This is a genomic window from Pelomonas sp. CA6, assembly GCF_022549225.1.
In the GTDB taxonomy this organism is placed as follows: domain Bacteria; phylum Pseudomonadota; class Gammaproteobacteria; order Burkholderiales; family Burkholderiaceae_C; genus Roseateles.
The window spans coordinates 165,902-188,289 of record NZ_JAKZFD010000003.1; the positions used below are offsets into that span (position 1 = coordinate 165,902).

The following is a 22,388-nucleotide window of genomic DNA, read 5'->3' on the forward strand; positions in this document are numbered from 1 at the left end:
CGGCCTGAGGTCAGGTCTTGCCCCAGGCGCAGTCGTCCCTCAGGCTTCCTTCAGCGCCGCCAGGCGGGCGCGCTGGATCGCGCGGCCCACGTCCGGACCGGACAGGCCACGTGCCAGCGCCTGTGCGCTGACTGCGGCCTGGTCCAGCGCCTGCAGCCGGCGCAAGTCGGCCAGGCGCGCCGCGCGCTGCGGATAGTCGCGCTGCTGCAGCCCCGCGCGGCCGCGCGCATCGCATTCGCAGGCCAGCAGCAGCTGTTCGAAGCGCTCCGGCCGGCGCAGCGCATCGCAGCGCTCCAGCAGGCGCAGCCGGGCCTCGGGGCTCAGCGACAGGCTCTGGTGGATGTGGGTGTGCTCGCGCGCGGTCAGCTCGGCCAGTTCACGGCAATCGCTGGGCACCTTCCAGCGCTCGGACAGCTGCTGCGCCAGCCTGGCGCTGCGGCTCTCGTGGGCGATGTGGCGCGGCCACTCCTCGCGCGGCGTCAGCCCCTTGCCCAGGTCGTGGCATAGCGCGGCATAGCGCACCGGCAGCGGCGCGTCGGCGCGCGCGCATTCGTCCAGCACCAGCAGCACATGGGCGCCGGTGTCGATCTCCGGATGATGCGCCTCGGGTTGCGGCACGCCCCAGAGCCGGTCCAGCTCCGGCGCCAGCCGCGCCAGCGCGCCGCAGTCGCGCAGCACCTCCAGCATGCGCGAGGGCCGGGTCTCCATCAGCCCGCGAGCGAGCTCCTGCCAGACGCGTTCGGCCACCAGCGCGTCCACCTCGCCGGCCTCGGCCATGCGGCGCATCAGCGCCAGCGTCTCGGGCGCGACGCGGAAGGCGGGCAGGCGCGCCGCGAAGCGCGCCAGGCGCAGAATGCGCACCGGGTCCTCGGCGAAAGCCTCGGAGACATGGCGCAGCACGCCGTCGCGCAGGTCGCGCTCCCCGCCATAGGGGTCGATCAGGCGGCCTTCTTCGTCCTCAGCCATCGCGTTGATGCTGAGATCGCGGCGCGCCAGGTCTTGCTCCAGCGTGACATCGGGCGCGGCATGGAAGGCGAAGCCGTGGTAGCCGGGCGCGGTCTTGCGCTCGGTGCGCGCCAGCGCGTACTCCTCATGGCTGTCCGGGTGCAGGAAGACGGGAAAGTCCTTGCCCACCGGCATGAAGCCGCGCGCGCGCATCTGCGCCGGGTCGGCGCCCACCACCACCCAGTCCACGTCGCTGACCGGCCGCCCGAGCAGCCGGTCCCGCACCGCGCCGCCCACTTTGTAAATCTGCATGTCGTGCCGTGCTCTCGCCGGGGTCAGGTCTTGCTGGGTGCCGGGCGATAGGGTTCGTCGTCGGCGATGAAGTCGTGCTCGGCACGCGCGTCGTCCATCCATTCGCGCACCGCGGGCACCTCGATCATGCGCGCCGCGTAGCCGGCCACGGTGTCGGACATCGGCAGGCCGTAGCCGCGCAGCCGCATCACCACCGGCGCGAAATAGGCGTCGACCGTGCCAAAGGCGCCGAACAGGAAGGGGCCGCCGCTGGCGCGCAGCGCGTCCTCGAACAGCGCGTGCACGCGCGCCAGGTCGCGTTGCAGGCCGGGTTCGCGCTGCAGCAGCTGCGGGCCGAGCTCGCTCAGCTCCGCCTCGATGTTCATCGGGCAGAGGCTGCGCAGCTGGCCGAAGCCGGCATGCATCTCCGCGCACAGGCTGCGCGCACGGGCGCGCAGGCGGGCCTCGCGCGGCCAGAGGGCATGCTCGGGATGGCGGTCGGCCAGGTATTCGGCGATGGCCAGCGTGTCCCAGACCGCGAAGCCGTCGTCCTCCACCAGCACCGGCACCTTGCCGGCCGGCGTGACGCTGGCGAGCTCGGCGTAGAAGGTGGAGCCGGGGTTGAAGTCGAAGCGCAGCTTGCGCTCGACGAAGGGGATGCCGAAATGCTTCAGCAGCACCCAGGGCCGCATGGACCAGGACGAGTAGTTCTTGTTGCCGATCACCAATTGCATGTTGTGCTCCTTGCCGCGAAGGGGGCAGCTTAACGATTCGCGGCGCCCCGTTGATGAGGCTTGTGCAAGTGATTGATGCGCCGCCGCTCAGCGCCCGGCGCGCATGCGCCAGGGGTCCAGCCGGGCGGGCCCGGTCTGCGGCGCCAGATAGCCGGCCGCCACCGCCTCGAGTTCCGCGGCGGCGATGCCCAGCTCGGCCAGGCCCGGATGGCGGCCCGACGCCACATTGGGCAGCCGCATGGAGCGCAGGTTGTCGCGCGACATCAGCGGCTCGCCGGGCAGGCATTCCAGCGCCAGCGCCTGCAGCCAGCCCAGCGCTTCGGGCAGCGGCAGCAGGGGCCGCGGCTGGCCGCTGAGCCGGCCGGCCAGGCGCACCAGCTCGGCCAGGGTCCAGATGCGCGGGCCGGCCAGCTCATAGGTTTCGCCGATGGCGGCGGGGCGGGGCAGCAGGCGGCACAGCGCCTGGGCCACGTCCTCCACCCAGACCGGCTGGAAGCGTGCGTTGCCGCCGGCCAGCGGCATCAGCGGCCAGCTCGCCTGCAGCGCGGCGAACAGGTTCAGGAAGCGGTCGTCCTGCCCGAAGATCACCGACGGCCGCACCAGCGTCCAGTCCAGCCCACTGTTGCGCACGCTGTTCTCGCCGCGCGCCTTGCTGCGCAGGTACAGCGACGGCGCCTCGCCGCCGCCGTCGGTCACGCCCAGCGCGCTGACATGGACCAGGCGGCGCACGCCGGCGTCGTGGCAGGCGGCCGCCAGCCGGCGCGGCAGTTCGGCATGCACCTGCTCGAAGCGCGCGGCGCTGCCATGCAGCACGGCGATCAGGTTGAGCACCGCGTCCTGGCCCTGCAGCAGCCGGCGCAGCTGTGCCGGGTCGAACACATCGGCCTGCTGTACGACCAGGCCGGGCAGCGGCAGCAGCGGCTGGGCATGCGTCAGCCGGCGCGTTGCCACGGTGATCTGCGCCGCGCCGCCGTGGGCGCGCAGCCAGTGTTCGCAGAAGCTGCGGCCGACAAAGCCGCTGCCGCCGAGTACGAGGAGGTTCATGTTGGCGCTAGGGAAGGTCAGGTGCCGTCTCCGGCACAGTGCGCGGCCCGATCACCTTGCCCAGCCGTTCGCGCAGGCTGCTGCCGTCGCGGCCCAGCAGCTGGGCGTAGATGCTGGCATTGGCCAGCACCTTCTTCACGTAGTCGCGCGTTTCGTTGAAGGGAATGTTCTCGGCCCAGATCGCGGCGTCCAGCACCGGTCCGTCGCGCCAGCGCCGCGGCCGGTTGGGCCCGGCGTTGTAGGCCGCCGCGGCCATCGCCTGCGAGCCGCCGAAGTCGTCCAGCACCAGCTTCAGATAGCCGGTGCCCACGCGCAGGTTGAAGTCGCGCTGGTGCAGGAATTCGGGCCGGTACTCCAGCCCCAGCTTCTTCGCGGTCCAGCGCGCCGTGGCCGGCATCACCTGCATCAGCCCGGAAGCCCCCACCGACGAGCGCGCGTCGACGACGAAGCGCGATTCCTGGCGGATCAGCCCGTAGACATAGGCCGGGTCCAGCCCGATCTCATCGGCCTTGGCCACCACCTCGCGGCGGAAGGGCATGGGGAAGCGCTGTGCCAGGTCGACCTGTTCGCGCGTGCGCTCGCTGGTGTTGATGCAGCGGTCCCAGACCTCGCGTTCGCAGGCCAGCTGCGCGGCGGCGAGCAGCTGGCGGTCGGACAGCCCGCGCAGGCTGAAGTTCCATTCGCGCACGCCCTCGTTGCGCAGCCCCAGCGCGATCAGCGCCAGCGCGCGCTGCAGGCCGGGCTGGGCCGCGGCCTCTTCGCGCTCGGGTGTGCTCAGCGGCGCGGGCGGGGCGGGCAGCGGCAGGCGCACGCGCAGGTCGTCAGCGGCGAGCTTGCCGTAGTAGTTCAGCGGCGAGGCCAGCTGACGCAGCGTGTCCAGCGCCTGCTGGCGCTGGGTCTCGCCCGAGGGGCCGGCCGGCGCCAGCTGCAGCTGCGCGCGCGCCTGCCAGTACTGCCAGTGCGTTTCGCGCTGTTCGGCGGGCTTCATCAGCGCCAGCACCGCCAGCAGCTGCGCCGGACGGCCGCTGCCCTCGTCCGCGCGCAGCATCGCGCGCGCCGCCCAGGCCAGGGTGTCGTCGCTCCAGCCCAGGGTCTGGCCGCTGCGCGCCTGCAGCTTGAGGGCGCGTTCGAACTGGTCGGCCGCCTCGTCGCGCAGCCGGAACGCGCTGGCGCGGCCCAGCTGGGCCCAGGCCCACGCGGCCTGTTCGGGCCCCAGGCGGGCGGCCCATTGGCGCACGTCGTCCTGGGCCTGCTCGGGGTCCTGTGCGGCGAGGCGGATCAGCGCCAGCAGCGTCAGTTCGGCCGCGCTGCCCTGGGGACCGCCATGGCGCTTCAGCGCACGATCGGGCTTGTCCATCAGCTCGGTGATGGCCTGGGCTTCGCGCTTGCCCAGCAGCGCCGCGGCCTGGCGCACCGCGCGCGGGCGGTTGAACTCCACCGCCTGGCGCAGCTTCAGCCAGACGTCGGCGTCCTTCAGCACGCCGGCCTGGTGCAGGTCGGAGGCCAGCATCGCGCAGCCCTCGTCGCCGTCGCGCTGGGCCAGCCAGGCGGCCAGCGCGGTTTCGCGCAGGTGGCGCGGCGCGCGCCCCTGGGCCTGCTCGGCCAGCAGCGTGTAGCAGACCACCTCGCGGTCGTCCTGCATCTTGTAGGCGGCCAGGTCGCGGCGGAAGTTGCTCCAGTCGCGGCGCCGGCCCAGCTCCAGCAGCCAGTCGTTGCGCAGCCGGTCCTCGACATAGCTGCCCGCCCAGCGCGCGTAGAAGGCGTCCAACTCGGGCTGGCTGGCCTCGGCGAGCCGGACATTCAGCGCCCAGTAGTCCACCCACGCGGCCAGCGGATGGCGTTGTTCCAGCGCCGCCTCGCGCAGCTGGACCAGGCGTTTTTTGTCGCGCGCGGCCCAGGCGTCGCGCCCTTGCACCGCCAGGTCGGCGGAGGGGACCTGGGCTCCGGCGGGCGCCAGCGGGACGAGCAGTCCCAGGGCCAGGGCGGCGCGGGTGACAGTGGTGAGCAAGGACTTCATACTGCGCAAATGACTTCTTCCCAGACGATGGCCGGCGGCAAGACCTGGCCCCATGACCGCGCCGAACTGCGGCGCGCGCTGCTGGCGCAGCGCCGCGCGTGGTGCGACAGCCCCGAGGCCGCAACGGCCCATGCCCAGCTCGACGGCCAATTGCTGGCGCTGCTGCGCCAGCTCGAACCGCTGAGTCTGGGGCTTTACTGGCCTCTTGTCGGCGAATTTAACGCAGTCGTGTTCGCGCGGGCGCATGGTCTTGCGAAAGACATGCAGCTGGCGCTGCCCTATGCGCGCAAAGCGGGCGGCTCGGCGCCGCCCAGCATGGAGTTCCGCCGCTGGGACGGCAGCGAGCCCACGCTGAAGGACGAATGCGGCATTCCCAGCTGCGCCGGCCCGGCGCTGGTGCCGGAGGTGCTGCTGGTGCCCTGCCTGGGCTACACGCGCGAGGCCTTCCGCATGGGCTATGGCGGCGGCTATTTCGACCGCTGGCTGGCCGCCCATCCCGGGGTGACCAGCGTCGGCCTGGCCTGGTCCTGCTGCGAGGCGGGCTTCGAGGTCCAGCCGCACGACCAGGCCCTGACCCTGGTGCTCACCGAGCGCGAGCTGCTGATGCCTTGATCTCGCTTCGCGCGGGGCGGCCGACTCAGTCGGCGCGCGCGGTGTCGGCCTGCCGCACGGGTTCGCCGATTGCCTCGCGCGTTTGCATCGCCTGGTCCACGATCCAGCGCGCGAACTGCTCCACCTCCGGCCGCATGCGTCCCTGGCGCGACAGCAGCAGCCAGTAGACCGCCGGGCTGCCCATGCGGCCCTCGAGCCCGAAGGGTTCGACCAGCTCGCCGCGCTGCAGCGATTCGCTGATCAGCGGCAGCCGGGCCAGCGCCACGGCCTGGCCGGACAGGGCCGCCTGCACCTGCTGGTACGTGAAATTCAGGTACATCCAGCGCCGCGGCTGCAAATCGGGCAGACCATGCTCGCGCAGCCAGCGCCTCCAGCTCAGGTAGAGGCCGCTGGGGCGCTGGTCGTCCTCCTCGGCCAGCGTGTGGCCCGCCAGGTCGCGCGCGCTGGACAGCGGCGGCAGCTGGCCGGTACCGGCGCGCTGCACCAGCCAGGGGCTCACCACCGGTGTCAGCACCTCGCCGAACAGGCGTTGCGCATGCGGCGGCACGCGCTGCGGTTCGCAGTAGCGCAGCGCCAGGTCCAGCTCGGTGTCGTCCAGGTCCTGGATCTGGTCGTGGGCGGAGACGCGGATGTCCAGGTCGGGGTGCTCGCGCTGAAAGGCTTCCAGACGCGGGATCAGCCACAGCGACGCGAAGGACGCGAAGGTGGTCACATTGATGACTCGCCGGCCCTTGGCCTGGCGGATCTGCCGCACCGTCGCGTCCAGGCGCTCGATCAGCGCCACCGCGGCACCCTGCAGCGCCAGACCGTCGGCGCTCAGCTCCACATGGCGCGTGCCGCGCAGGAACAGCGTGGCGCCCAGTTCCTCCTCCAGCGAACGGATCTGGCGGCTGATCGCCGACTGCGTCAGGTGCAGCTCCTCGGCCGCGGCGCGGAAGCTGAGCAGCCGAGCCACCGCCTCGAAAGCCCGCAGCGGTCCGATCGAAAGTGGGCGATGGCGTACCTGATTCATGAGCAAATGGTATCAATCGGTGAATCCGAACTCATTGGACCCCGCTTCAGGCAAACCCTAGGATTCAACCCATGCTTCGCGGTACCAGGTGAAAGGCCCGCGGGGGCTCAGAGGAGGTCAGACATCATGGACAAGACGGAATTCTCATCAATCGGCGCCGCCGCCACGCCCGTCGTCGTGACCCGCCACGATCCCCAGGGAGCGTCCTGGGCGTTGGAATCCGGCGAGGTGCTGCGTCTGCCCATCGGGCCGGGCCCGCGCCGCCTGCGCGTGCTTGAAGGCCGCATCTGGGCCACGCCGCAGGGCAGCCGCAAGGCCGGCTCGGTGACGCCGGACTGGTGGCTGGATGCCGGGCAAACCCTGGACCTGCCTTCGGGCGCCGAATTGGTGATCGAAGCCTGGCCGCAGGCCCGTTTCGAACTGCTGGTGCCGCCGCAGGCCTGTGCCGTGCCGCGCCGCAGCGCGCGGCCCGCGAAGGCGGCGGGCTGGCACAGTGGGTTGGCGGTGGCGGGGTAAATGTTGTGTTGGCCCCCCCGCCCAAGGAGTACCTTGGGCGGCCCCCCGAGGGGCGGCGACAAAGGCGGGGCTTGCCCCGCCTTTGTCGCCTGAGGGGCCGGCTTGGGGCGGCCCGGCGCTCGGCCCCAAGCATCCCCCAAAGCCCAGCGGTTCCGCTGGGCTTTCCCCTTCCAGGGGACGCCGGTGCTGGCGGCGTTGAGCCGCCAGCACCGCCAGGGCGCATGCCCGATACGGCAGCGAGACCTGGCATGAGGCTCCGCGCACGGTGCGGGATGCGGACTTCCGCCCACGCCCCGCGCCGGTTCCTTACTCCATCTTTCCGGACTTGCGCTTCACTGGCTTGCGCTTCGCGTCCCGAGGCCGCTTCACCGCCTTGGCATTCGCGGCCCGCAGGGCCGCCTCGACGGCCATCCTCGCCCAGGGCAGCATCAGCGCCGCCGATTCCATCGCGTCCTCGGGGGGCTGGTAGTAGACCAGCCGCGCCATCGCGACCGAGCCATCCGGCTGGCGACGCGGGTAGCGGAACGGCGCGCAGCCGGCCTGCTCGAAGCGCGGCAGCGTGCTCGCGTCCGCCTTCAGATAGAGCTGCTCGTCGGAGACGATGGCGATGAAGAGGTCGTCGGCATAGATGCCATGGCCGCCAAACATGCGGCGGGCGCGCAGCGGGCCCGCGTGGGCAATGCCGCCCAGCAGTTCCAGGCAGTGGTCGATGAAGTCATGGGGCATGGGCGGATGGGCGCTCGGTGGTTTCGCCTATCTTCGCCGCTGGCTTGTTCGACGTCACCCGACCGACGCGGATCCGGGCATTACAGCCTCTAACATCAGCAGCTTTTGACGGGTGCCGCCCGGCTTGGCCGGGGCGCGTCGCCCAGGCCCCGGAGCGCGACCTTGACCTCTGCTTCTTCTGTCCCGACGGCGCAAGCCTGGTGGCACCGCATTCCCGAAGGGTCCGCGGTGCTGTTCTTCGTGCAGGTGTTCGCGACCCTGGCCTACGCAGTGCTGTATTCCAGCCTGGTGCTCTACGCCACCGACCACCTGAAGTTCAGCCACGAGCAGGGCGCTCGCATGATGGGCGTGTTCGGCGCCTTCAACTACGGGCTGCACCTGCTGGGCGGCTACCTGGGCGGGCGCTTCCTCAGCAACCGCAACCTGTTCGTGGGCGGCATGGCGCTGCAGGTGCTGGGCTGCGTGCTGATCGCGCAGGGCACGGCGCCGGCGCTGGACGGCGGGCTGGCCTTCTTCCTCACCGGCAGCGGGCTGAACGTGACCTGCCTGAACATGATGCTGACCCAGCGCTTCGCGCCGCAGGACCAGCGCCGCGAGACCGCCTTCATGTGGAACTACGCGGGCATGAACGTGGGCTTCTTCATCGGCTTCGCGGTAGCCGGGCACTACCAGCTGACGCAGCGCTACGACGCGCTGTTCCTGTTCGCGTCGCTGGGCGGCCTGGTGTCGGTGCTGCTGTCGCTGGCCTTCTGGCGCACGCTGGCCGACCGCGACACGCCGCTGCGCCAGGCCTCGGGCCGAGCCTTCGCGTGGCGCTTCGTCGTCGGCTGGGTTCTGGTGCTGGCGCTGGTGCCGCTGCTGTGGATGCTGCTGCAGCACCTGGAGGACACCGACCGCGGCCTCAAATGGGCCGGCGCGGCGGTCGCTCTGATGCTGGTCGGGCTGACGCTGCGCCACCGCGACCGGCTCGAGCGGCGGCGCATGTGGGCCTATCTGCTGCTGACCCTGGGCTCGCTGGTGTTCTGGTCGCTCTACCAGATGGCGCCCAGCGGGCTGCAGCTGTTCGCGGTGGGCAATGTGCGCATGGAGCTGGCCGGCACCGTGATCGCGCCGCAATGGGTGCAGAACATCAACACCGTGGTGATCGTGCTGATGGGCCCGGCCCTGGCCCATGGCTTCGTCGCGCTGCGCGCGCGCGGCTGGCCGGTGGACGTGCCGCAGCAGTTCGCGCTCGCGCTGCTGCTGATGGGCGCGGGCTTCCTGGTGCTGCCGCTGGGCATCGCGCTGGCCGACGCGCAGGGGCGGGTGGACTTCGGCTGGCTGGCACTGAGCTATGTGCTGCAGGCGCTGGGCGAGCTGCTCATCTCGCCGATCGGCTACGCGATGATCGGCCAGCTCGCGCCGCGCGCCTACCAGGGCATCATGATGGGCAGCTGGATGCTGGTGACCGGCCTGGCCTCGCTGTTCGCCGCCGACTTCTCCAGCGTGGTGCCGACGCCGGCCGAAGGCGCGACGGCGCTGGTCAGCAACCCGGCCTACCAGCAGCTCTTCCTGCGCCTGGGGCTGGGCGCGGTGCTGGTGGGCGTGCTGATGGGGCTGGCCATTCCATTCCTGCGTCGTTTGATCGATGGCATGAAGAAGCCGGCCTGAGCGGACCAAACCCCTAGCAAAATCGGGGCTTCGCACTCAACCCTGGAGACGGCATGGGAAGCGGATTGGAGGATCGCCAGCAACTGCGCGCGCAGCTGATTCAAGACCGCCTGAACCTGCCCGACCGGCTGGACCTGGCCGAGCGTCTGCAAAGCGTGCTGCGGGTGTGGTTGGTGACGCGCAAGGAGTTGCGCATCGCCGCTTACTGGCCGATCAAGGGCGAGTTCGACCCGCTGCCGGCGCTGTACCGCTGGAGCGAGGTGGAGGCCCGCCGCCGCATCGGCCTGCCGGTCGCCGACCGCGAGCATGGCCGGTTGCGCTTCCACGTCTGGTATCCGGGCTGCCCGATGGAAGAGGACGCCACCGGCATTCCCAAGCCCAAGGACACCGAGGCCTTCGAGCCGGACCTGCTGCTGCTGCCCTGCCTGGGCTATGGGCCGGGCGGCCTGCGCCTGGGCTATGGCGGCGGCTTCATGCTGCGCACCATCAGCCAGATCGAACCGCGGCCGGCCATTGTCGGCCTGGGCTATGCGCACGGCTTCCTGCCGCTGCTGCGCCATGAGCCCAATGACGTGCGCCTAGACGCGATGCTCACCGAGATGGGCGCGGTCTGGGAGAATTCGCGCGCATGACTGACGCCCGTTCCGACCTCTCGCCCGCCGCCGACCTGGCCGCGCTTTACACCGACCACATCGCGCAGCTGCAGGCGCGCAGCGCCCACGCGCTGGGCCTGAGCGGGCACGAGGCGCTGCTGATCGCCTCCGGCGTCGAGAAGTTCGCCTTCCTGGACGACCGCCCCTATGTGTTCCAGGCCAACCCGCACTTCAAGGCCTGGCTGCCGCTGACCCAGCACCCGGACAGCTGGCTGCTGGTGCGCCCGGGCCACAAGCCGCGCCTGATCTATTGCCAGCCCGAGGACTACTGGCATGTGCCGCCCCAGGCGCCGGCCGGGTTCTGGGTGGAGCACTTCGAGCTGATCGTGGTCCGCCGGCCCGAGCAGGCGCTGGAGCACCTGCCTGCGGCGCTGCTGGGTGCGGGCCGGCTGGCCATCGTCGGCGAGGCGGACGCGGCGCTGGGCGATTTCGTGCCCAACAACCCCAAGGCGCTGCTCGACGCGCTGCACTTCGCGCGCGGCGCGAAGACCGGCTATGAGCTGGAGCGCCTGCGCGAGGCTTCGCGGCTGGGCGCGCGCGCGCACCGCGCCGCGCATGCGGCCTTCCGCGCCGGCGCGTCCGAGGCGCAGATCCACCGCGCCTACCTGGAGGCCTGCGGCCACGCCGAGCGCGAGCTGCCCTACGCCAACATCGTCGGCCTGAACGAGCATGCCGCGGTGCTGCACTACCAGTATCAAGACCTGACCCCGCCGGCGCAGTCGCGCTCGCTGCTGCTGGACGCCGGCGCGCAGAGCGGCGGCTACGCCTCTGACATCACGCGCACCTGGGGCAACGGCGATCCCGCCTTCCAGACCCTGCTGGACGAGATGGAGGCGGCGCAGTTGCGCCTGGTCGACCGCGTGCGCGCGGGCACCGACTACCGCGACATCCACCTGGCGGCGCATGCCGAGGTGGCCGGCGTGCTGCGCCGGCTGGGCATCGTCGCGATGGACGAGGAGGCCCAGGTGGCCGGCGGCATCAGCGCGGTGTTCTTCCCGCATGGCATCGGCCACCTGCTGGGGCTGCAGGTGCACGACGTCGGCGGCTTCATGGCCGACGAGACCGGCACATTGCTGCCGCGTCCCGAGGGCCACCCCTATCTGCGCATGACGCGCCGGCTGCAGCCGGGCATGGTGGTCACGATAGAGCCGGGGCTGTACTTCATCCCCATGCTGCTGGAGCGGCTGCGCGCGCGTCCGGAGTCCGCGCAGGTGGACTGGGCGCTGGTGCGGCACCTCAGCGCCTTCGGCGGCGTGCGCATCGAGGACGACGTGGTCTGCCGCGCCGACGGCGCGCCGGAAAATCTCACGCGCGACGCCTTCGCCCGGCTGGGCGACTGAGCTTCCGCGCGGCGGCGCTCAGCGCGCGCCTTCGGCGCGCTCCATCATGCGTTCGCGCAGGCGCTCGTCGGCGTTGATGTCCAACGCATCGCGCAGCCGGTTCTGCGCGCCAGAGGCCGCGGCCTTGGCCGCCGCGGCGGCGCGCGCGCCCGGGTCGGTCACCACGTTGACCGTGCCGGCCCCCACCTCGCGCTCGCGGTAGCCCTTGGGGCAGGGCTGGTCGGTGTAGATCACATCGCCGGCCTTGGCGTCGTTGCGATGGCATTTGCGCATGCTGCCGGGCGGCAAGGGCGTGCCGGGCGCCGCGGGCTCGGGGGCCTTGTACTGGCGCACCGTGCCGTTGTCGAACTCGATGGGGCGGGGCTTGGCGACCTCCGCGTTGCCGCGCAGGAAGTCGGCGTCGCGGAACTTCCAGACGGTGGCGGCGCCCAGCGCGAGGGCGAGGATCCAGATCAGGCTGCGTAGGGACATGAGGCGTTGTCGTGTGGTGGTCCGCCCCGGCCGGAACACTCCCGGCCCCTCCTGGAAACGGGCGTCCGGCGCGCATTTCAGCGGTTGGGCCCGCCGCGGTCAATCGCCCCAACTTGGGGGGGCGGTTCGCGTGGCGCCCGCGGGCGGCGGAGCCCCAGGCATGAAAAAGCCGCCCGGGCTTGCGCCGGGGCGGCAATCGTACGGTCGGGTCCTTGTTCGTCGAACTCGTCCCGGGCAGCTGCCTGCTGCTTTAGGAGCCTCAGGCGAGGATCAGAAGCGGTAGCCGACGCCCACGCCGACCAGCAGGGGGTCAACCTTGAACTTGCCGATGTCGGTGCCCTTGGAGCTGACGGTGGTGCCGATCTGCACCTTCTTCACGTCAACGTTCAGCGACCAGTTCTTGTCCAGCATGAAGTCGAAACCGACTTGAGCGGCCAGACCGAAGCTGTTGCGCTTCAGGTTCAGGTCCAGCGGGCCGACATTGCTTTCCCACTTCACGCTGGAGATGTTGGTGTAGTTCACGCCCAGGCCCACATAGGGACGGAACTGGCCGTTGGGGATGAAGTGGTACTGCGCGGTCAGGGTCGGGGGCAGGTGCTTGAAGGAACCGACCTTGCCCAGGCCGCCGATGGACAGCGTCTGCTTCTGCGGATAGGTCAGGATCAGCTCAGCCGCGATGTTGGGCGTGAAGAAGTAGCTGATGTCGAACTCGGGCAGCCACTTGTTGTTGATCGAGGCTTCAGTAGCGCCCAGCGAGGCCAGGGTGCCCTTCAGCTGGGCATTGTTGGTGTTGGCCGAGTCCAGGTTGACGGCGCGCACGCGCACCAGCCAGTTGTCTTGTTGGGCGTGGGCGGCACCAGCCACCAGGCTCAGGGCGGCGGCGGCAACGGCGATCAGCTTGGCGTTCATCGAGATCACTCCTTGGTTGGGATGACCCAGATTGAACGCGCCGCCCCCCGGGCTTCGTTTGAGCTAGAGCAAGTCGCTACCCGGGTTAGCCCCGATGGGGTCGCGACTTTGCGCGAGATCAAGTCTTGCGGTTCAGACCGAGGCGTTCACACAACGCCAGCGTCAGCGCCGATTGGTTCAGGGTATAGAAGTGCAGCCCCGGCGCGCCGCCGGCGATCAGCCGTTCGCACAGCCCGGCCACCACGTCCAGGCCGAAGGCGCGCACCGACGCGGCGTCGTCCATGTAGCCTTCCATCTTCAGCGCGACCCAACGCGGGATCTCGATGCCGTCGCGCTGCGCGAACTGCGCGATGCGCGCGTAGTTGTTGATCGGCATGATGCCCGGCACGATGGGCGCGGTGACGCCCAGCCGGCGCACCGCGTCGACGAAATGGAAGTAGGCGTCGGGGTTGTAGAAGAACTGCGTGATGGCCCCGCTGGCGCCGGCGCGCATCTTGTCGGCGAAATGCTGCAGGTCGCGCGCCGCATAGCGCTGCTGCGGGTGGTATTCGGGATAGGCCGCGACCTCGATGTCCCAGTCCTGACCCTGGGTCTCGCGGATGAAGCGCACTAGCTCGGCCGCGTAGCGGAACTCGCCGGCGGTGGCGGTGCCGCTGGGCAGGTCGCCGCGCAGCGCGACGATGCGGCGGATGTTCTGCGCGCGGTAGGTGGCGAGGATCTCGGCGATCCCTTCGCGCGTGGAGCCCACGCAGGACAGGTGGGGCGCGGCGTCGAAGCCCATCGCGGCGATCTCGCTGACCGTGGCCAGCGTCTTCTCGCGCGTGGAGCCGCCGGCGCCATAGGTGACGCTGAAATACTGCGGATTCACCGCCTGCAGCTCCTGCACCACGCTGCGCAGCTTGTCCGCGCCGACGGGGGTGTTGGGCGGGAAGAACTCGATGCTGACCGGGGTGGCCGTGGAGGACGCGCTGCTCATGGTGATCCTTGAGGTGTCGGGGGCCGTGCGGGCGCTGCCGCCTCGGCCCAGAGGAAGAATTCCGTGTTGCCATCGCCGCCGGTGATGGCGCTGCCGAAGTAGTCGCGCACCCGCCAGCCCAGGGCCTGCGCCGCCTCGCGGGCCTGTTGTTCCAGCCGCGGGTAGAGCGCCGGATCCTTGACCAGCCCGCCCTTGCCGATGGCCTGCGGCCCGAGTTCGAACTGCGGCTTGATCAGCAGCAAGACCTGACCCCCGGGCGCCAGCCAGGGTGCCAGGTGGGGCAGGGCGCCGATCATGGAGATGAAGCTGAGGTCGCCGACGATCAGTGCGAAGCCGCCGTCCGGCGCCGCCTGCGCGAGCGCCGAGCCGGCCAGCGCGCGCACGTGCAGGCCCTCCAGCGGCGTCACGCGCGCGTCGCCGCGCAGCCGCTCGTGCAGCTGGCCGTGGCCCACGTCCACGCCGACCACGCGCGCCGCGCCGGCCTTGAGCAGGCAGTCGCTGAAGCCGCCGGTGCTCTGGCCCATGTCCAGCACCGTGAGCCCCGCGACCGACAGCCCGCAATGCGCCAGCGCGCCTTCCAGCTTCAGCCCACCGCGCGAGACATAGCGCAGCTCGGCGTCGTCCGTCAGGCGCAGCGGCGCCGTCTGCGGCAGGTCCTCGCCGGCCTTGCGCACGGCCGTCCAGCCCCGGGCCGCCGCCCACTCCACGACGCCGCGCTCGATCAGCCGCTGCGCGGCCGAGCGCGTCGGAGCGAGTTGTTGGGCCACGAGAAGCTGATCAGCACGCATGCACGGAACGAAAACGGTGTATCGGGGTGTCCGAACCCCTGTCAGGCAGGCTGCGGAAGGTCCCGCAACGACGCATCACAGGGGCGCGGAAGCCCTCGCTCAATAGCGGTAGGTATCGGGCTTGTAGGGGCCTTGCTTCGGCACGCCGATGTACGCCGCCTGCTCCTCCGTCAGCTCGGTCAGCTGCGCGTTCAGCGTGGTCAGCTGCAGGCGGGCCACCTTCTCGTCCAGGTGCTTGGGCAGCACATAGACCTTGCCGATGTCATAGGCCTCCTTGTGCGCGAACAGCTCGATCTGCGCGATGGTCTGGTTCGCGAAGGAGCTGGACATCACATAGCTGGGGTGGCCGGTGCCGCAGCCCAGGTTCACCAGGCGGCCCTTGGCGAGCAGGATGATGCGCTTGCCGTCCGGGAAGATCACATGGTCCACCTGCGGCTTGATCTCCTCCCACTGGTACTGCTCCAGCGAGGCGACGTCGATCTCGTTGTCGAAGTGGCCGATGTTGCAGACGATGGCGTTGTTCTTCATCGCCGCCATGTGTTCGTGGCGGATCACGCTCTTGTTGCCGGTGGTGGTGACGAAGATGTCGGCCTTGTCGGCGGCGTACTCCATCGTGACTACGCGGTAGCCCTCCATCGCCGCCTGCAGCGCGCAGATCGGGTCGATCTCGGTCACCCAGACCTGGGCCGACAGCGCGCGCAGCGCCTGTGCCGAGCCCTTGCCCACGTCGCCGTAACCGGCCACGACGGCGATCTTGCCGGCCACCATGACGTCGGTGGCGCGCTTGATGCCGTCCACCAGCGATTCGCGGCAGCCGTAGAGGTTGTCGAACTTGCTCTTGGTGACCGAATCGTTGACGTTGATCGCGCGGAACAGCAGCGTGCCCTTGGCGGACATTTCCTTCAGGCGGTGCACGCCGGTGGTCGTCTCCTCGGTCACGCCGATGATGTCGGCGCTCTTGCGGGTGTACCAGGTGGGGTCCTGCGCGATCTTGGCCTTGATCGCGGCGAACAGGATGCGCTCTTCCTCGCTGCCCGGGTGGGCCAGCACCGAGAGGTCTTTCTCCGCCTTCTGGCCCAGGTGCATCAGCAGCGTGGCATCGCCGCCGTCATCCAGGATCATGTTGGGGCCTTCGCCGGCCGCGCCCTTGGGGCCGAATTCGAAGATGCGGTGCGTGTAGTCCCAGTAGTCCTCCAGCGTCTCGCCCTTGTAGGCGAACACCGGCGTGCCGCGTGCCACCAGCGCCGCGGCGGCGTGGTCCTGGGTGGAGAAGATGTTGCACGAGGCCCAGCGCACCTCGGCGCCCAGGGCCTGCAGGGTTTCGACCAGCACGCCGGTCTGGATGGTCATGTGCAGCGAGCCGGCGATGCGGGCGCCCTTGAGCGGCTGGCTGGCGGCGTATTCCTTGCGGATGGCCATCAGCGCGGGCATCTCGTGCTCGGCGATGTTCAGTTCCTTGCGGCCCCAGTCGGCCAGCGAGAGGTCGGCGATCTTGTACTGGTCGGCGGCCAGGTCTTTTTTCAGCACGGCGGCATTCATTGCAAAGCTCCTTCGGTAAGAAGCCGCAACGACCGCTGGGGAGGGACGAACATGGAAGACGGTCACCCACGGCAGACGTTGCGGGTGAGCGCGGTTGCAGGGGCCTGTGGTTGACAGGGCTTCCGAGCCTGGCCTCCTGGTGCGGAGGTTGCAACGCTCCTCGGAATCTGGTGCGCATTCTAGCGGCCCTGTGGCGGCTGGATGCGGGAATTTCCCCGCCGCCGATGGAAAATCCGCGCCCATGCAGCCTCTTTCCCGCTGTCCGGCGGCGGCCCTGCGCGGCCTGGCCGGTGTGCTCACCGACATCGACGACACCCTCACCGCCGACGGCGCGATCGCCCCCGAAGCGCTGGCCGCTTTGCAGGCGCTGCGGGCGGCCGGCCTGCCCGTGATCGCGATCACCGGCCGCCCGGCGGGCTGGAGCGAGCCCTTCGCGCTGGCCTGGCCGGTGGCGGCCATCGTCGCCGAGAACGGCGCGGTGATGCTGCGCAACGACGGCGGCCGGCTGCGCCGCGACTTCACGCAGGACGAGGCCACGCGGCGCGCCAACTTCGCGCGCCTGCAGACCTGCGCGGCCGCGGTGTTGGCGCGCGTGCCCGGCGCCACGCTGGCGCGCGACAGTGCCGGGCGGCTGACCGACATCGCGGTGGACCATGCCGAGCATGCCCACCTGGACGCGGCGCAGATCGACGCGGTCTGCGCCGTGATGCGCGAGCACGGGCTCAGCGCCACGGTCAGCTCCATCCACGTCAATGGCTGGATCGGCGCGCACAGCAAATGGAGCGCCGCGCAATGGGCGGTGCCTGAGCTGCTGGGCCGGCCCTTCGCGCCGCAGGACTGGGTCTATGTGGGCGACTCCAGCAACGACCAGCTGATGTTCGAGCGCATGCCGCTGTCGGTGGGCGTGGCCAACATCGCGCGCTTCCTGGACCGCCTGCAGCACCGGCCGGCTTATGTCACGCCGTCCGAACGCGGGCGCGGCTTCGCCGAGCTGGCGGACGCGCTGCTGGCCGCGCGCGCCGGAGCCGCGTGATGGGCGCGCGGTTGCTGCTGGTCGAGGACGATCTCAAGCTGGCCACGCTGATCGCCGGCTATCTGGCGCAGCACGGCTTCGAGGTGCTGCAGGAGGCGCGCGGCGACCGCGCGTTGGAGCGCTTCCGGCGCGAGAGCCCGGACCTCGTCGTGCTGGACCTGATGCTGCCCGGGCTGGATGGCCTGGCCGTGTGCCGCGAGCTGCGCCGCCATAACGCGGCCGTGCCGCTGCTGATGCTGACCGCGCGCGACGCGCTGGCCGACCAGGTGCTGGGCCTGGAGGCGGGCGCGGACGACTATGTGCTCAAGCCGGTCGAGCCGCTGTTGCTGCTGGCGCGGCTGCGCGCGCTGCTGCGCCGCCCGGTGGCTGCGGCGGCCGGGGCACCCGCGCCGCTGCGCGTGCTGGGCGGGGCACTGCGCCTCTGCGCCGCGCGGCGCGAGGCCGAGCTGGACGGTCAGGCGCTGGCGCTGAGCACGCAGGAATTCGAGATGCTGTGGGCCCTGGGCCGCCGCGCCGGTCAGGTGGTGTCGCGCGACGATCTGCTGCAGGCCGTGCGCGGCCTGGACTTCGACGGCCTGGACCGCAGCGTGGACCTCTGCATCAGCCGGCTGCGGCGCAAGCTGGGCGATTGCGCACGCAGCCCGGTGCGCATCAAGACCGTCTGGGGACGCGGCTACCTGCTGCTGCCCTGAACCCCGCCGGCTCCCGCCATGCTGCGCCTCTATCTGCGACTGCTGGCCCTGCTGCTGGGCGTGGGCGCGCTGGCCGTGTGGCTGGTGAGCCTGTGGACGCAGCAGCACCACGGGCCGCGCACGCTGGACTACTTCCACGAACTGACGCGCGGCCAGATGTACGAGCTGCGTGAGCGCCTGGCGCCACTGGCGCCGGCGCGGCGCCCGGCGGCGCTGGCGGCGTTGCAGCCCCACTACGGCCTGGTCCTGAGCCTGCGCCAGGGCGCGCCGGTGGCACTGGACGCGCCGCAGCGCGACACCCTGGCGGCGCGCGGCTACCTGCAGAACCAGGAGTACGAATTCCTGCTCATGCCGCTGGATGCCGACCTGCTGCGCGGCGACTGGCTGCAGGTGCGCTGGCCCACCGAGAAGGGCGTGGGCGAGAACGCCTGGGTGCTGGCCGTCGCGATTCCGGTGGTGCTGGCGCTGGCGTTGGCGCTGTTGCTGTGGTCGGGCTTGCTGTGGCGCGACCTGCGCCGCCTGCGCCTGCTGTCGCAGCGCCTGGCCGGCGGCGAGCTGGGCGCGCAGCTGCGGCTGTCGCGCTTTTCCGAGCTGCGCGGGCTGGGCGAGCAGTTCAACACGATGAGCCGCCAGCTCGCGCAGTCGCTGGAGCAGCAGCGCGAGCTGACGCGCGCGGTCTCGCACGAGCTGCGCACGCCGGTGGCGCGCCTGCTGTTCGAGCTGCAGCTGTTGCGCGAGGCGCCCGATGCGGCGCGGCGCGACGCGCTGATCGACGCGCTGCGCGCCGATGTCGGCGAGCTGGAGCGCCTGATCACCGAGCTGCTGGGGCTGGCCCAGCTGGAGCATCGCCACGACCGGCCGGCGCCGGTCGGCGTGGCGGCGCGGCCCTGGTTGCGGGCGTTGCTGGACCAGGTCGGGCGCGAGGCCGGACGGCAAGACCTGACCCTGGCGCTGGAGGCGCCCGACGGCCAGACGCTGGTGCTGCATGAACGCCTGCTCAAGCAGGCCGTGCTGAACCTGCTGCGCAACGCGGCCCGCCATGCGCGCACGCGCGTGCTGCTGCGCCTGGAACCGCTGGCCCAGGGCTGGCGCCTCAGCGTGGAGGACGACGGCCCCGGCATCGCCCCCGTCGACCGCGAACGCGTGCTGCAGCCCTTCGTGCGCCTGGACGAAAGCCGTGACCGTGCCAGCGGTGGCATGGGCCTGGGCCTGTCCATCGCGCTGCGCGTCGCGCAGTGGCACGACGGCCGGCTCTGGGTGGACGCGTCCGCGCTGGGTGGGGCGGCCTTGCGCCTGCAATGGCCGCGGCCGGCGGCCTGACGCACCTCGCGCGCTCGCTACAAGTTTCTACAGATCCTCCACAAGGCCTGCCGGATCGCCGGACAGGCCCTGCCTAGCATGGCTGCATTGCCGAACGCCTTGCCGACCATGCATCCGCCCAGCCTGACCCTGCCCCGCGCCACGGCGCCGCCGCGCCGCTGACGCCGCCGCTCTCCTCGCCATCCCCGGATTCCGCGCACTGACCTGCGGCCCCGCTTGGGCCGCCGGATGGGTCCGCGCGCGCCTCCGAACCCCAGCCTGCCCCTTCAGGGCGCGGCCTCGCGGCCGCGTCCGGGGTCAGGTCGTGCCTTCGCCTCGCCATGACGAATCCCGCCTTCCTGCCGTCCCTGTCTTCCCCCATCCCTGGCAACCGCGCCAGATCCTGGTGCCGCCCCTGGCGCGGGCTGCGGCGGCTGCCCCTGCTGGGTCTGCTGGGCGCCGCCCTGGCGCTGCCGGCCGCGGCCCAGCCGACCCAGAACGCCTGGAGCCTGCACCTCGCCAAGGGCAAGACCTACAAGCGCGTGGGCCTGAACTGGCACAGCGAGGCGCTGTGGACACGGCGGCTGGGCGAGTCCGGCCGCGTGGAGCTGAGCGCCGAACTGGGCCTGGCCTGGTGGCGCCCGGACGCCGGCGCGCCGGCCGGCGACATGCTGCAGTTCAGCGCCGTCCCGCTGTGGCGCTTCTGGGCCTCGCCGCAATCGCGGCTGCATGTCGAGATCGGCATCGGCCCCAGCCTGCTGAGCCGGCGCCAGTTCGCCGGCCGCAACCTCAGCACCCACTTCCAGTTTGCCGACCACATCGGCCTGGGCTATGCGCTGGACGAGCGCAGTCGGCTGGGCCTGCGCTACTCGCATTTCTCCAACGCCGGCATCAAGCGGCCCAACCCGGGCCTGGACGTGCTGCAGATCACCTGGACCAAGGGGTTCTGATCCCCCCGCGGCGGCGTTCAGCGGGCCGGATCCAGGCCGAGGAAGCCGTGCATCTCGTGCAGCGCCTGTTCCAGCGCACGGCGAAAGGCCGGCGTGCGCGGACGGCTGTCGACGAAGCCCAGCTCGTGCCGCAGACGCCCGTCCTGCACGCTGAGATTGGCCCAGCCCAGCATGCGATCGCCCCACAGCATGGGCAGCGCGTAGTGGCCCATGGTGCGCTGCGCGGCGGGGGTGTAGGCCTCGAACTTGTAGGTCCAGCCCCACAGCTGCTCGAAGCGGCGCCGGTCCCAGACCAGCGGGTCAAAGGGCGCGAACCAGCGCAGCCGTTCCGGCTCCACGCGGTGGCGGGCCGAGCGCGGGTTCTCGCCTTCGGGCCAGACCCAGGTCTCGCCATCCAGGCGCAGATGGGGATGGCGCTCGCGCACCGTCTTGAAGGCCTGACGACATTCGGCCTGCAGCTGCGGCGCGCCGTAGCGCAGCAGCGAGGTCAGATAGCCCAGGCTGGCCAGCGGCAGCGGCGCATAGAGCCGCAGCACCAGGTCCAGCAAGGCCTCGGCGCGCGCCTGGCGCGCCTGGGGCGAATCGTCCTGCACGGCATGGTCCACCGGCGCATAGATGCGCGTGCCACCTTCGCGGCGCAGCACGCGCAGCTGGCCGCGGTAGTGCAGCCCGTCCAGCAGCTGGGTGCTGGCGTTCTGCTCGCCGCCCCAGTAGCCCACCGTGCGGCCGTGGTGGGCAAAGACCTGCTGCACCTCGCGCGGATGGGCGCGGCCGTGCGCCCGCACATGGGCCAGCAGCTCCGCGGCCTGGGCCTGGGTCTTGGCGTCCCAGGGCCGGCGCGCCTGGCGTGGGTGCAGCAGCGCGAGCAGCTCGCGCGGCACGAAGCCGTAGTTGACGACGCAGTCCTCCTCCAGCCGCAGGCGCGGATAGCGCTGCTCCAGCTCGCCGGCCCGGTAGTCGCGCACGCGGTGCATCAGGATCAGGTCCTGCGCGCGCGCCGGCGCCCGCATCGGGTCGGCCTGCAGAAAGCCCAGCCGGCGCACCGCCTGCGCCAGCGTGGTGGGGCGGAACAGGGTGCGCGCGATGGCGTGGCGGCGCAGGTCGTCGATCTGGATGGCGGCCATGGAGGGGCGAGGCGGGGCGGGCGGGGTCAGCGCATCAGGCCGTGGCGGTGTTCCTCGGTGTCCATCTGCATCTCGTAGCTGAAGAAGCGATTGCGACCGCTCGCCTTGGCGTGATAGAGCGCGTCGTCGGCGCGGATCAGCAAGCCTTCGGCCGTCGTGCTGGCGTCGGGCACGCAGGTGGTGATGCCGCCGGACAGCGTGACATGGGGGCTCACCGGCGAGTCGTGGTGCGGAAGCTGCGCATGGGCCACGGTGCGCATCAGCGCGCGCGCGAAGGTCATCGCGCCGGAGCGCGGCGTGTTGGGCAGGACCATCGCGAATTCCTCGCCGCCGTAGCGGCCCACGCAGTCGCTGGGACGGCGGCAGGTCTCCTGCAGCAGCCGGCCAATGCTGCGCAGGCAGGCGTCGCCCTCCACGTGGCCGTGGCTGTCGTTGTAGCGCTTGAAATGATCGACGTCGCACAGCACCAGCGTGAGCGGCAGCCCGTCGCGGCGGGCCTGCTCGATCTCCTGCTGCAGCCGGGCGTCCAGCGCGCGCCGGTTCATCAGCCCGGTCAGCGCGTCCACGCTGGAGAGCTGGTGCAGCTGGTTGTTGGCATGGCGCAGCTCTTCCGACAGCTGGACCAGGCGCTGGCGCATCTGTGCCAGGCGCAGCATCGCGCGCAGCTTGGCGTGCAGCACCATGGGCGAGACGGGCTTGATCAGGTAGTCGTCGCCGCCGGCTTCGATGCCGCGCCAGACGTCCTGGTCCTGGCCCATGCGCGACAGGAAGATGATGGGCGTCCAGCCACCCGGCTCGGCGGCGCGCATCTCGCGCGCGATCCAGTAGCCATCGTGGCCGGGCATTTCGACGTCCAGCAACACCAGGTCGGGGCGGTGGCGCGCGAACAGCTGCAGCGCCCATTCGGCGTCGCCGGCCTCCAGCACGCGGTGGCCGACCCGGTCCAGCTCGGCGGCCAGCGCGACCCGGGTGGCGTTCTGGTCGTCCACGACCAGAATGTTCAGCGAAGGAGCGGAAAAGTTCGGCGCATTCATGTTCGTCCCGGCCGCAGCCCCCGAGGCTGGACC

General features: G+C 71.1%; 22 protein-coding genes and 1 riboswitch. Of the genes, 9 read left to right on the top strand and 13 right to left on the bottom strand.

Annotated features, from left to right (window positions below; genetic code table 11):
* Window positions 1-39: 39 nt before the first annotated feature.
* The 4 genes from LZ017_RS06755 to LZ017_RS06770 all read right to left on the bottom strand — a co-directional run bounded on the left by LZ017_RS06755 (window position 40) and on the right by LZ017_RS06770 (window position 5,031).
* A complete protein-coding gene (locus tag LZ017_RS06755; protein WP_241395841.1) occupies window positions 40-1,257 on the bottom strand; it encodes a multifunctional CCA addition/repair protein in 1,218 nt (405 codons plus the stop codon).
* A gap of 23 nt (window positions 1,258-1,280) precedes the next feature.
* Window positions 1,281-1,970: a glutathione S-transferase family protein gene (locus tag LZ017_RS06760; RefSeq protein WP_241395842.1), complete on the bottom strand. Its 690-nt coding sequence runs from the start codon at window positions 1,968-1,970 to the stop codon at window positions 1,281-1,283.
* An 87-nt stretch (window positions 1,971-2,057) separates the two neighbouring features.
* Window positions 2,058-3,014 carry a complex I NDUFA9 subunit family protein gene (locus tag LZ017_RS06765; RefSeq protein WP_241395843.1) on the bottom strand — a complete coding sequence of 319 codons (957 nt, stop codon included), beginning with the start codon at window positions 3,012-3,014 and terminating at the stop codon, window positions 2,058-2,060.
* Between the two features lie 7 nt (window positions 3,015-3,021).
* Window positions 3,022-5,031 (bottom strand): lytic transglycosylase domain-containing protein, encoded by a 2,010-nt coding sequence (locus LZ017_RS06770; RefSeq protein WP_241395844.1) that lies wholly within the window; start codon window positions 5,029-5,031, stop codon window positions 3,022-3,024.
* Window positions 5,032-5,040: 9 nt separating this feature from the next.
* On the opposite strand from LZ017_RS06770, the gene LZ017_RS06775 reads away from it, so the two are divergent.
* On the top strand, window positions 5,041-5,643 hold the full coding sequence (locus LZ017_RS06775) for a 5-formyltetrahydrofolate cyclo-ligase (RefSeq protein ID WP_241395845.1): 603 nt from the start codon (window positions 5,041-5,043) through the stop codon (window positions 5,641-5,643).
* A gap of 25 nt (window positions 5,644-5,668) precedes the next feature.
* On the opposite strand, the gene LZ017_RS06780 is transcribed toward LZ017_RS06775, so the two are convergent.
* Window positions 5,669-6,655, bottom strand: a complete 987-nt coding sequence (locus LZ017_RS06780; RefSeq protein WP_241395846.1) for a LysR substrate-binding domain-containing protein — start codon at window positions 6,653-6,655, stop codon at window positions 5,669-5,671.
* Between the two features lie 126 nt (window positions 6,656-6,781).
* Between LZ017_RS06780 and LZ017_RS06785 the strand changes: the two genes are divergently transcribed.
* Complete coding sequence (locus tag LZ017_RS06785) at window positions 6,782-7,171, top strand: DUF2917 domain-containing protein (RefSeq protein WP_241395847.1); 390 nt, start codon at window positions 6,782-6,784, stop codon at window positions 7,169-7,171.
* 306 nt (window positions 7,172-7,477) lie between these two features.
* On the opposite strand, the gene LZ017_RS06790 is transcribed toward LZ017_RS06785, so the two are convergent.
* Window positions 7,478-7,897: a TfoX/Sxy family protein gene (locus LZ017_RS06790; protein ID WP_241395848.1), complete on the bottom strand. Its 420-nt coding sequence runs from the start codon at window positions 7,895-7,897 to the stop codon at window positions 7,478-7,480.
* A gap of 162 nt (window positions 7,898-8,059) precedes the next feature.
* Between LZ017_RS06790 and LZ017_RS06795 the strand changes: the two genes are divergently transcribed.
* The 3 genes from LZ017_RS06795 to pepQ are packed head-to-tail and all read left to right on the top strand — an operon-like array spanning window position 8,060 to window position 11,540.
* Window positions 8,060-9,547, top strand: coding sequence for an oligopeptide:H+ symporter (locus LZ017_RS06795; RefSeq protein WP_241395849.1), 1,488 nt, complete (start codon window positions 8,060-8,062; stop codon window positions 9,545-9,547).
* A 53-nt stretch (window positions 9,548-9,600) separates the two neighbouring features.
* Complete coding sequence (locus LZ017_RS06800; protein ID WP_241395850.1) at window positions 9,601-10,179, top strand: 5-formyltetrahydrofolate cyclo-ligase; 579 nt, start codon at window positions 9,601-9,603, stop codon at window positions 10,177-10,179.
* Window positions 10,176-11,540, top strand: a complete 1,365-nt coding sequence (gene pepQ, locus LZ017_RS06805; protein ID WP_241395851.1) for a Xaa-Pro dipeptidase — start codon at window positions 10,176-10,178, stop codon at window positions 11,538-11,540. Before LZ017_RS06800 ends, pepQ begins: the two co-directional genes overlap by 4 nt.
* A gap of 18 nt (window positions 11,541-11,558) precedes the next feature.
* Here the strand turns inward: pepQ and LZ017_RS06810 are convergent, their stop codons facing one another.
* The 5 genes from LZ017_RS06810 to ahcY form a co-directional block, all read right to left on the bottom strand.
* The gene (locus LZ017_RS06810; RefSeq protein WP_241395852.1) at window positions 11,559-12,011 is read right to left on the bottom strand and encodes a hypothetical protein; all 453 of its coding nucleotides are present in this window, start codon (window positions 12,009-12,011) and stop codon (window positions 11,559-11,561) included.
* A 270-nt stretch (window positions 12,012-12,281) separates the two neighbouring features.
* Complete coding sequence (locus LZ017_RS06815) at window positions 12,282-12,920, bottom strand: OmpW family protein (protein WP_241395853.1); 639 nt, start codon at window positions 12,918-12,920, stop codon at window positions 12,282-12,284.
* 118 nt (window positions 12,921-13,038) lie between these two features.
* Window positions 13,039-13,896, bottom strand: a complete 858-nt coding sequence (gene metF / locus LZ017_RS06820) for a methylenetetrahydrofolate reductase [NAD(P)H] (protein WP_241395854.1) — start codon at window positions 13,894-13,896, stop codon at window positions 13,039-13,041.
* Complete coding sequence (locus tag LZ017_RS06825; RefSeq protein ID WP_308194063.1) at window positions 13,893-14,663, bottom strand: TlyA family RNA methyltransferase; 771 nt, start codon at window positions 14,661-14,663, stop codon at window positions 13,893-13,895. The genes metF and LZ017_RS06825 overlap by 4 nt, the downstream gene beginning before the upstream one ends.
* Before the next feature lie 120 nt (window positions 14,664-14,783).
* On the bottom strand, window positions 14,784-16,223 hold the full coding sequence (ahcY, locus tag LZ017_RS06830) for an adenosylhomocysteinase (protein WP_241395856.1): 1,440 nt from the start codon (window positions 16,221-16,223) through the stop codon (window positions 14,784-14,786).
* A 79-nt stretch (window positions 16,224-16,302) separates the two neighbouring features.
* A riboswitch (S-adenosyl-L-homocysteine riboswitch) is annotated at window positions 16,303-16,391 on the bottom strand.
* Window positions 16,392-16,464: 73 nt separating this feature from the next.
* On the opposite strand from ahcY, the gene LZ017_RS06835 reads away from it, so the two are divergent.
* The 4 genes from LZ017_RS06835 (at window position 16,465) to LZ017_RS06850 (ending at window position 20,197) form a co-directional block, all read left to right on the top strand.
* On the top strand, window positions 16,465-17,256 hold the full coding sequence (locus tag LZ017_RS06835) for an HAD-IIB family hydrolase (protein WP_241395857.1): 792 nt from the start codon (window positions 16,465-16,467) through the stop codon (window positions 17,254-17,256).
* Window positions 17,256-17,948 (top strand): response regulator, encoded by a 693-nt coding sequence (locus LZ017_RS06840; RefSeq protein ID WP_241395858.1) that lies wholly within the window; start codon window positions 17,256-17,258, stop codon window positions 17,946-17,948. The genes LZ017_RS06835 and LZ017_RS06840 overlap by 1 nt, the downstream gene beginning before the upstream one ends.
* A gap of 18 nt (window positions 17,949-17,966) precedes the next feature.
* The gene (locus LZ017_RS06845; RefSeq protein ID WP_241395859.1) at window positions 17,967-19,268 is read left to right on the top strand and encodes an ATP-binding protein; all 1,302 of its coding nucleotides are present in this window, start codon (window positions 17,967-17,969) and stop codon (window positions 19,266-19,268) included.
* Between the two features lie 320 nt (window positions 19,269-19,588).
* A complete protein-coding gene (locus LZ017_RS06850) occupies window positions 19,589-20,197 on the top strand; it encodes an acyloxyacyl hydrolase (protein ID WP_241395860.1) in 609 nt (202 codons plus the stop codon).
* A 17-nt stretch (window positions 20,198-20,214) separates the two neighbouring features.
* Here the strand turns inward: LZ017_RS06850 and LZ017_RS06855 are convergent, their stop codons facing one another.
* A complete protein-coding gene (locus tag LZ017_RS06855; RefSeq protein WP_241395861.1) occupies window positions 20,215-21,321 on the bottom strand; it encodes a DNA glycosylase AlkZ-like family protein in 1,107 nt (368 codons plus the stop codon).
* A 26-nt stretch (window positions 21,322-21,347) separates the two neighbouring features.
* Complete coding sequence (locus LZ017_RS06860) at window positions 21,348-22,355, bottom strand: diguanylate cyclase domain-containing protein (RefSeq protein ID WP_241395862.1); 1,008 nt, start codon at window positions 22,353-22,355, stop codon at window positions 21,348-21,350.
* Window positions 22,356-22,388 lie beyond the last annotated feature (33 nt).

What these genes read in the sequence shown, in the direction of transcription:
- LZ017_RS06755 (WP_241395841.1), bottom strand. Translation starts at nt 1,257, where the DNA reads ATGCAGATTTACAAAGTGGGCGGCGCGGTGCGGGACCGGCTGCTCGGG.
- LZ017_RS06760 (WP_241395842.1), bottom strand. Translation starts at nt 1,970, where the DNA reads ATGCAATTGGTGATCGGCAACAAGAACTACTCGTCCTGGTCCATGCGG.
- LZ017_RS06765 (WP_241395843.1), bottom strand. Translation starts at nt 3,014, where the DNA reads ATGAACCTCCTCGTACTCGGCGGCAGCGGCTTTGTCGGCCGCAGCTTC.
- LZ017_RS06770 (WP_241395844.1), bottom strand. Translation starts at nt 5,031, where the DNA reads ATGAAGTCCTTGCTCACCACTGTCACCCGCGCCGCCCTGGCCCTGGGA.
- LZ017_RS06775 (WP_241395845.1), top strand. Translation starts at nt 5,041, where the DNA reads ATGACTTCTTCCCAGACGATGGCCGGCGGCAAGACCTGGCCCCATGAC.
- LZ017_RS06780 (WP_241395846.1), bottom strand. Translation starts at nt 6,655, where the DNA reads ATGAATCAGGTACGCCATCGCCCACTTTCGATCGGACCGCTGCGGGCT.
- LZ017_RS06785 (WP_241395847.1), top strand. Translation starts at nt 6,782, where the DNA reads ATGGACAAGACGGAATTCTCATCAATCGGCGCCGCCGCCACGCCCGTC.
- LZ017_RS06790 (WP_241395848.1), bottom strand. Translation starts at nt 7,897, where the DNA reads ATGCCCCATGACTTCATCGACCACTGCCTGGAACTGCTGGGCGGCATT.
- LZ017_RS06800 (WP_241395850.1), top strand. Translation starts at nt 9,601, where the DNA reads ATGGGAAGCGGATTGGAGGATCGCCAGCAACTGCGCGCGCAGCTGATT.
- pepQ (WP_241395851.1), top strand. Translation starts at nt 10,176, where the DNA reads ATGACTGACGCCCGTTCCGACCTCTCGCCCGCCGCCGACCTGGCCGCG.
- LZ017_RS06810 (WP_241395852.1), bottom strand. Translation starts at nt 12,011, where the DNA reads ATGTCCCTACGCAGCCTGATCTGGATCCTCGCCCTCGCGCTGGGCGCC.
- LZ017_RS06815 (WP_241395853.1), bottom strand. Translation starts at nt 12,920, where the DNA reads ATGAACGCCAAGCTGATCGCCGTTGCCGCCGCCGCCCTGAGCCTGGTG.
- metF (WP_241395854.1), bottom strand. Translation starts at nt 13,896, where the DNA reads ATGAGCAGCGCGTCCTCCACGGCCACCCCGGTCAGCATCGAGTTCTTC.
- ahcY (WP_241395856.1), bottom strand. Translation starts at nt 16,223, where the DNA reads ATGAATGCCGCCGTGCTGAAAAAAGACCTGGCCGCCGACCAGTACAAG.
- LZ017_RS06835 (WP_241395857.1), top strand. Translation starts at nt 16,465, where the DNA reads ATGCAGCCTCTTTCCCGCTGTCCGGCGGCGGCCCTGCGCGGCCTGGCC.
- LZ017_RS06840 (WP_241395858.1), top strand. Translation starts at nt 17,256, where the DNA reads ATGGGCGCGCGGTTGCTGCTGGTCGAGGACGATCTCAAGCTGGCCACG.
- LZ017_RS06845 (WP_241395859.1), top strand. Translation starts at nt 17,967, where the DNA reads ATGCTGCGCCTCTATCTGCGACTGCTGGCCCTGCTGCTGGGCGTGGGC.
- LZ017_RS06850 (WP_241395860.1), top strand. Translation starts at nt 19,589, where the DNA reads ATGACGAATCCCGCCTTCCTGCCGTCCCTGTCTTCCCCCATCCCTGGC.
- LZ017_RS06855 (WP_241395861.1), bottom strand. Translation starts at nt 21,321, where the DNA reads ATGGCCGCCATCCAGATCGACGACCTGCGCCGCCACGCCATCGCGCGC.
- LZ017_RS06860 (WP_241395862.1), bottom strand. Translation starts at nt 22,355, where the DNA reads ATGAATGCGCCGAACTTTTCCGCTCCTTCGCTGAACATTCTGGTCGTG.